The organism is Paraburkholderia antibiotica, assembly GCF_012927125.1.
Classification (GTDB): Bacteria; Pseudomonadota; Gammaproteobacteria; order Burkholderiales; family Burkholderiaceae; genus Paraburkholderia; species Paraburkholderia antibiotica.
In genome coordinates this window covers 305,806-312,655 of sequence record NZ_JABBFZ010000006.1, presented here as the reverse complement: position 1 = coordinate 312,655, position 6,850 = coordinate 305,806, and the positions used below count along the sequence as shown (strand labels likewise).

Here is a 6,850-nt window from a genome sequence, read left to right as displayed (position 1 = left end):
GGTACAGGGCGTGGGGTGGGGTAAAGCCTGCACCGTATGGCAAGGCGGATCCGGTTGGCGCGGATAACCGGATCCGGTTCCAGGGGCAGTATCATGACGAGGAGACGGGGCTCGCCTATAACCGGCACCGGTATTACGATGCGCAGAATGGGCGGTTCATCAGCAAGGATCCGATTGGGTTGGCGGGTGGGGTCAATGTTTATCAGTACGCGCCAAATCCGGTGCAGTGGGTCGATCCGTTAGGACTTGATCGCATCACGAATGCGGTTGAAGGTGCGCGGCGCGAAGATGTGTTCAACGCGCAGATGCGCGCGAAGCATCCGAATGCGACGGTTCAGTGTCAGTGCTATCTGCGCAACGCGCAGGGTCAGTCGGTGAAAGATCCGGTGACGGGTGAGCGCCGACGCGTCGATACTGCTGTGATCGAAAATGGACAGGCACAGACTTATGAAGTGACCAGTCCAACGGCCGACAAGACTGCTCAACTAGACAAGGAAACAAACATTCTTAATGCAGGAGGTACATATGTTCGAGATCGAACTACGGGACAGCTTGCACCGGTAAATGGTCTTTCAGAAATCGTGAGGCTACCTTGACAGATACGGACAGCAACTATTCAGTGTGGGGCACAGCCGAGTCCATAGTCCAGGCATATAAGCTCATGGACGCAAGCGGCAACATTGTTCCCGATCTGGAGTCACAATCTGTTGTGAGACGCATGCTCATTTCGCGTGCGAAGTTCTTTTCGGACAACGGTTTGCTGACGGTTGATGCATTTGATAAATCGGGTAAATTGATTGATCGACAATACTTTAAAAATGACTTTACTGAAGAAGGCTTGGCGTTGTGTCGGCGCAAGGTTCCTGCGTGGATGAGTTCGAAAGGATCGAAGAAAGACCCGCCGGATATGAAGCTGCTGGAAAAGGCGCTAGCCGAGATTCGGGCCGGGAAGTAAGCCAATGAGTGCTAGTACATATGAACCGCGATACGGGTACGATTTGATTCCGATCTACTCTGGTCAACTGTCGCGCGATGTTGGGATGCCCTGCTACACAAAGCTTTGTCGCGAGTGGGCCGACGAGGTGCACCTGTACGACAGGGAATTTGACCCGCGTCGGTGCGGATCATTGCGACGAGTGCCAGGGAACGGGCAACGACGTGTAGACGGGACTCGCTTACAATCGGCACCGGTACTATGATCCTCACTCGGGGCGGTTCCTCAGTAAGGATCCGATCGGGCTGCACGGCGCAACGTTTATGCGTATGCGCCAAATCCGGTTGGCTGGATCGATCCACTGGGGTTAGCTCGATCGGGACAGTGGACCACTGTTGGCAATGGGCGGATCAGAATTGACCCGCCACACGTGCCAAACACGAACCAGCAAGTTCATGCGCATTGCCAATGCAGATCCAGAAAACAAGAGGTCGTTGTCAACAAAGACGGCACTCAAAGTCATGGATCACGCGGCGATGTTTCTGGTCTTACGCGAACAGAGAAGGACTATTTGCGCGACAAAGGATTCGATTTATGACGGAACTTGGTGACTTGAGGATTTGGGGAACACTTGAGGGTAGTGATAAATCGCTAAAGCTAGACGAGATCTCGATTCTTGCGAAAGCGGAAGTTATCCGGGCTCTTGGTGTATTTTTGATTAATGCTGCTTACGAGATGGACGTCAATGAAGTTGAACATGTTCACCTTCAGGATTCGATAGCGAACTTCTCGTACGAAAATCACGTCGATGTGATCGTGAACAATCAAGAGAAAGTGAAGCCGATTTGACGAGAATCTGGTGGAACCGGCGTTCCTCGCGACGGGCACGGATGGGCGCTTTGTGCAGGTGCCGGCAAAGACCCGGCATGCGACGTACTTCTACCAGAATGACCACCTGGGCACGCCGCAGGAGATGGTGGATCAGTCGGGCAAGGTGGTGTGGCTTGCTCGGTATAAGGCGTGGGGTGGGGTGAAGCCTGCACCGTATGGCAAGGCGGATCCGGTTGGCACGGATAACCGGATCCGGTTCCAGGGGCAGTATCATGACGAGGAGACGGCGCTCGCCTATAACTGGTATCGGTACTATGATCCGCAGAATGGGCGGTTCATCAGCAAGGATCCGATCGGGCTGCAAGGCGGCATCAACGTCTATCAGTACGCGCCCAACCCGGTTGGCTGGATTGATCCGCTCGGGCTGACGTCCACCACGCCCCCGGCGTGTGGCTGTTTGGACTGGTCAAGAACTAATCCTAGAACGGGGGAAACTGCAACAGATCATGTGATGCAGCACGGAAATGACATTCCAGTGAAGCCATCACATGGCGTTTTTCGGATGATCCAATTGCGACGACCAACGCGGCTTGGGGCAAGGCCGTGCAGGGTGGAATAACTCCGACTGTTGGCGGCAATGGGAACTGGAACTACGATATTCCCTATCCCGAAGCCGGATTGGGCGGTGGTGTTTCTGGAAACGCGGCAGGAAATCCAATCTTGAACAGCGTGAAGATAGTTACTGCCCCTGGAACTAGTCAGGTAATTACCTCTTTCCCGAAGTAAAAGAGAAGGTGAACCTTGAACGAAAGATACTATGTCGCAATGGCAGCTAGTGTGGATAGCTATGAACAAAGTGACTATCTATGTTTTATACAGGTTGAAGGTAGTGGTGTCATTGGTTACGCCGCCGAATTCGATAGTTGTACGACCGATATAGCTGACGCATGCGTAGCCGAAAACACTCAACGTGCCAGGTGGTTTGCCTGGGATGATGGATGGGAATGGCGTGCAGCAACCCTGGAAGAAATCAAGGCATTGAAGCTGGATAAATATCTGATTGGCTCGAAGAAGGATATGAAACTCAGTACGCCGATTGAGCCGTTATAGAAACGAAGGGCCGCGATTGCGGCCCTTGGTTTATCTACCTGGAGGTCATGCCCGGCCGCGCCTGGATCTACCAGAATGACCACCTGGGCACGCCGCAGGAGATGGTGGATCAGTCGGGCAAGGTGGTGTGGCTTGCTCGGTATAAGGCGTGGGGTGGGGTGAAGCCTGCACCGTATGGCAACGTCGATCCGGTTGGCGCGGATAACCGGATCCGGTTCCAGGGGCAGTATCATGACGAGGAGACGGGGCTCGCCTATAACCGGCACCGGTACTATGATCCGCAGAATGGGCGGTTCATTACGAAGGATCCGATTGGGTTGGCGGGTGGGGTCAATGTTTACCAGTACGCTCCGAACCCGATTAGCTGGGTTGATCCCCTAGGGTTGATGGGGCGTAATGGCGCCTTCAGACAGGCCAAACGTGACGCAGGGATTCCGATGAGCCAACGTCCAGATTCCGTCACGAGGACCCCCATGACTTCACGAGGAGGATGCCCGGTCATTTGCAACGGTAAGCGCGTGGAAACACGCGAGTATCTCTTTACCCGAGAAGATGGAAGTCGGGTCGTTATTCAAGATCATGGTGCGGGACATCAATTCGGCGAAGGGGGCATCGGTGATCAAGGGCCGCATTTCAACGTAAGGCCAGCTGGCGAAACCAGAAATGGTTCGGTGCTTGGGACGGCAGCGCATTATCCTTTCGATCAATGAGTGAGAAACGTGAATCCAATCCTTAACTATTTGGACAACGGAAAATTCCTGTCGTCTTTGTACGGAGACGCTCTTAGTTTCTGCGGCGTGGACTTACAGGAAATTAAGCTTGGATGGGATGGTCCAATCGCACGATTTGTTCTCTGTCTGAAGGACTTTCCTGCGTCCCCTCCTGAAAAGTGGAGGGGACTAAACACAGTTCAGGTTGAGTTATCTCTGTTTCCCCTATATGAGGTAAATATGACATCATTTGGTCGCGGCAATCGGTGCAACCTAGATATAGAGCGCACCGAAAATGGAGTTCTGACGGTAACGCTGTCGGGAGAGTCCACCGCGTTGTTTAAGACCATGTCAGTAAGCGTTGACAGGGTGTCAGCCCTTCTCCGAGACAGCTAATGTCCATGCATATGCGCCGAATCCGGTTGACTGGATCGATCCGCTTGGTTTAAGCGTGACAACTCCGCCGACAATCAGCGCGGCGGATATAACGGACAAAACGCGCACTGAGATTCGAGATCTCGCGAATCAAAGGGGACTCGTCGTGGCGAAGCAAGATGCCTCTGGTGCGCCGATAAAACGGAAATGTCCGTGTACAGGGAAAGAACGTCTCCGACTGGGCCGTGGTCATATAGATCAGACAACAGGATTGCCCTACAACGATCTCAAAGCCGCTGTTGACCATATGCATGCTTATGACTCAACGGGGAAGGTGAAGGTTGTTTCGCCAGACGATGGCAATCCTCATTTCCCAACTAAAGGTGAATAGCAATGCACGCCGGAAAAGAGAAAGATTACTTTGAATCAAGCGATGGAGCGCTTCGGATATGGATCGAGCAAGAGTCATCCATTCATATCAAAGCAGTGACAAAAGAAGGTGATCCAGTCGAATTGTCTGAGTCGGAGGCACTGGAGATAGCAGACGTGTTGAAGAACTTCGCAAGTCGAGTCTAGTTATAAAAGGGGCCGCGATTACGGCCCTTCGTTCTTTTACTTGGCGGTAATGGTCAGGCGCCTGGTATCTGCACCTGAGCAAGCCATACCTTGCGCAGTTCGTCATTGGCGGCCTTGCGCTCGATGGCAACCGCATCATTCTTCGAAGAAGTAAAGCGCCTCCTCAACGAATAACCGCACTACAAAATAAAAAACGCGGCCTTCACCCACCAGGCCGCGTCCCTACTTCGCTACTGCACTACCTCAACCCGCCTCGCTCATCGTCGGCTCGACGCGCGCCGCTTCATGTGCGTCACGCTTACGCAAATCCAGAGCGACGTCGACGATCATATCCTCCTGCCCGCCCACCATCTTGCGGCGTCCAAGCTCCACCAGGATATCGACGGTCTTGATCCCATACTTTCTGGCCGCGATTTCCGCATGCCGCAGGAAGCTCGAATACACGCCCGCATAACCCAGCGCAAGCGTTTCGCGATCCACCCGCACCGGCCGATCCTGCAGCGGCCGCACGAGATCGTCGGCGGCATCCATCAGGCGATACAGATCGCAGCCGTGGTGCCACCCCTGACGCTCCGCCGCCGCGATAAACACTTCGAGCGGCGCGTTGCCCGCGCCGGCACCCATGCCGGCCAGCGATGCATCGATGCGATCGCAGCCTTCCTCGACCGCCACCAGCGAATTCGCGACGCCCAGGCTCAGGTTGTGGTGCGCATGCATGCCGGTCTGCGTATCGGCCTTCAGCACGTCCTTGAACGCGCGGAAACGATCGCGGATGTCGTTCATGCCGAGCGCGCCGCCCGAGTCGACCACGTACACGCAGCTCGCGCCGTAGCTCTCCATCAGCTTCGCCTGTTCGGCGAGCTTCTGCGGCGTGGTCATGTGGCTCATCATCAGGAAGCCGACCGGGTCCATGCCGAGTTCGCGCGCGAATTCCAGATGCTGGCGCGACACGTCCGCTTCCGTGCAATGCGTGGCGACCCGCACGACGCGCGCGCCGGCATCGTACGCGTTGCGCAGATCGTGCATCGTGCCGATGCCGGGAATCAGCAGCGTCGCGATCTTGGCGGTCGTCACGCTCTCGGCTGCGGCCGCGATCCACTCGACGTCGCTATGCGCGCCGAAACCGTAGTTGAAGCTCGAGCCTTCCACGCCGTCACCGTGCGCGACTTCGATGCTGTCGACGCCGGCCTGATCGAGCGCGGCCGCAATCGCCTTCACGTGCGCGATGCTGTACTGATGGCGAATCGCGTGGCTGCCGTCACGCAGCGTGACGTCGGAGATATAGAGCTTCTTGTCGATCGTTGTCATTACACGGCCTCCTTGTGTCCACGCGCGATGCCGGCCGCGATACGGCGGCGCGCCATCATGTCGGCGCAGGCGAGCGCGGCCGACGTCATGATGTCGAGATTGCCCGCGTAGGCAGGCAGATAGTGAGCGGCGCCTTCCACTTCGAGGAACACCGAGGTCTTCAGGCCATGCTTCGGTCCGAGGCCCGGCACGTTTAGCGGCTGGTCCGGCGAGACCAAGTCGAACTGCACCTTCTGTTTCAGGCGATAGCCCGGCACATACGCCTGCACGCTCGCCACCATCCGCGCGATGCTGTCTTCGATCGCCTGCTGGTCCGCAAGCTCGGACAGCACGAACACGGTGTCGCGCATGATCAGCGGCGGCTCGGCCGGATTCAGCACGATGATCGCCTTGCCGCGCGTCGCGCTGCCGAGCGTTTCGATCGCACTGCGCGTCGTCTCGGTAAACTCATCGATGTTCGCACGCGTGCCGGGTCCCGCCGATTTGCTCGCGATCGACGCGACGATCTCCGCGTAGTGCACCTTCGCGACGCGCGACACCGCCGCCACCATCGGTATCGTCGCCTGGCCGCCGCAGGTGACCATGTTCATGTTGGTCGCGTTCTCGGCTTCGAGGTTGATCGCCGGGATCACGTACGGGCCGATCGCCGCGGGCGTCAGGTCGATCACCTGCACGCCATGCTGTTGCAGCACGTCGTTGTGACGCTTGTGCGCGCCTGCCGAGGTCGCATCGAACACGATGTCGATGTCCTTGAACAGATCGAGCTTGAGCAGCCCGTCGAGGCCTTCGGCGGTGGTGGTCACGCCGAGTCGGCTCGCGCGCGCGAGGCCGTCCGATTGCGGATCGACGCCGACCATCGCGCTCATTTCGAGGTGCTTGCTGTTGCGCATTACCTTGATCATCAGATCGGTGCCGATATTGCCCGAGCCGATGATCGCCACTTTGACCTTACCTGTCATATTCACTCCGGAATCATGCTTGATGCTGCTGGTTGCGTGCTCGAGGT

9 protein-coding genes and 1 pseudogene are annotated in these 6,850 nt (G+C 56.5%); 8 read left to right on the top strand and 2 right to left on the bottom strand.

From position 1 onward, the window contains the following. From HHL14_RS33810 to HHL14_RS33955, 8 genes and pseudogenes are all read left to right on the top strand, one after another. A partial coding sequence (locus HHL14_RS33810; RefSeq protein WP_329601662.1) for an RHS repeat-associated core domain-containing protein occupies positions 1-596 on the top strand: 596 nt, incomplete at its 5' end. A gap of 65 nt (positions 597-661) precedes the next feature. Continuing rightward, on the top strand, positions 662-955 hold the full coding sequence (locus tag HHL14_RS14030; protein WP_169498194.1) for a hypothetical protein: 294 nt from the start codon (positions 662-664) through the stop codon (positions 953-955). 209 nt (positions 956-1,164) lie between these two features. After that, a pseudogene (locus HHL14_RS33960) lies at positions 1,165-1,307 on the top strand (RHS repeat-associated core domain-containing protein); the annotation flags it as partial. Positions 1,308-1,528: 221 nt separating this feature from the next. Further along, positions 1,529-1,783 (top strand): Imm32 family immunity protein, encoded by a 255-nt coding sequence (locus tag HHL14_RS14020; RefSeq protein WP_169497937.1) that lies wholly within the window; start codon positions 1,529-1,531, stop codon positions 1,781-1,783. Positions 1,784-1,793: 10 nt separating this feature from the next. Then, positions 1,794-2,384, top strand: coding sequence for an RHS repeat-associated core domain-containing protein (locus tag HHL14_RS33805; protein ID WP_169498193.1), 591 nt, complete (start codon positions 1,794-1,796; stop codon positions 2,382-2,384). 182 nt (positions 2,385-2,566) lie between these two features. Then, positions 2,567-2,875 carry a hypothetical protein gene (locus HHL14_RS14010; protein WP_169498192.1) on the top strand — a complete coding sequence of 103 codons (309 nt, stop codon included), beginning with the start codon at positions 2,567-2,569 and terminating at the stop codon, positions 2,873-2,875. A 47-nt stretch (positions 2,876-2,922) separates the two neighbouring features. Then, the gene (locus HHL14_RS33800; protein ID WP_169498191.1) at positions 2,923-3,585 is read left to right on the top strand and encodes an RHS repeat-associated core domain-containing protein; all 663 of its coding nucleotides are present in this window, start codon (positions 2,923-2,925) and stop codon (positions 3,583-3,585) included. Next, positions 3,586-3,981, top strand: coding sequence for an Imm50 family immunity protein (locus HHL14_RS33955; protein ID WP_144157391.1), 396 nt, complete (start codon positions 3,586-3,588; stop codon positions 3,979-3,981). A 798-nt stretch (positions 3,982-4,779) separates the two neighbouring features. Here the strand turns inward: HHL14_RS33955 and dmpG are convergent. After that, positions 4,780-5,844, bottom strand: a complete 1,065-nt coding sequence (gene dmpG, locus HHL14_RS13995; RefSeq protein ID WP_169498189.1) for a 4-hydroxy-2-oxovalerate aldolase — start codon at positions 5,842-5,844, stop codon at positions 4,780-4,782. Next, positions 5,844-6,803: an acetaldehyde dehydrogenase (acetylating) gene (locus HHL14_RS13990; RefSeq protein WP_169498188.1), complete on the bottom strand. Its 960-nt coding sequence runs from the start codon at positions 6,801-6,803 to the stop codon at positions 5,844-5,846. The genes dmpG and HHL14_RS13990 overlap by 1 nt, the downstream gene beginning before the upstream one ends. Positions 6,804-6,850 lie beyond the last annotated feature (47 nt).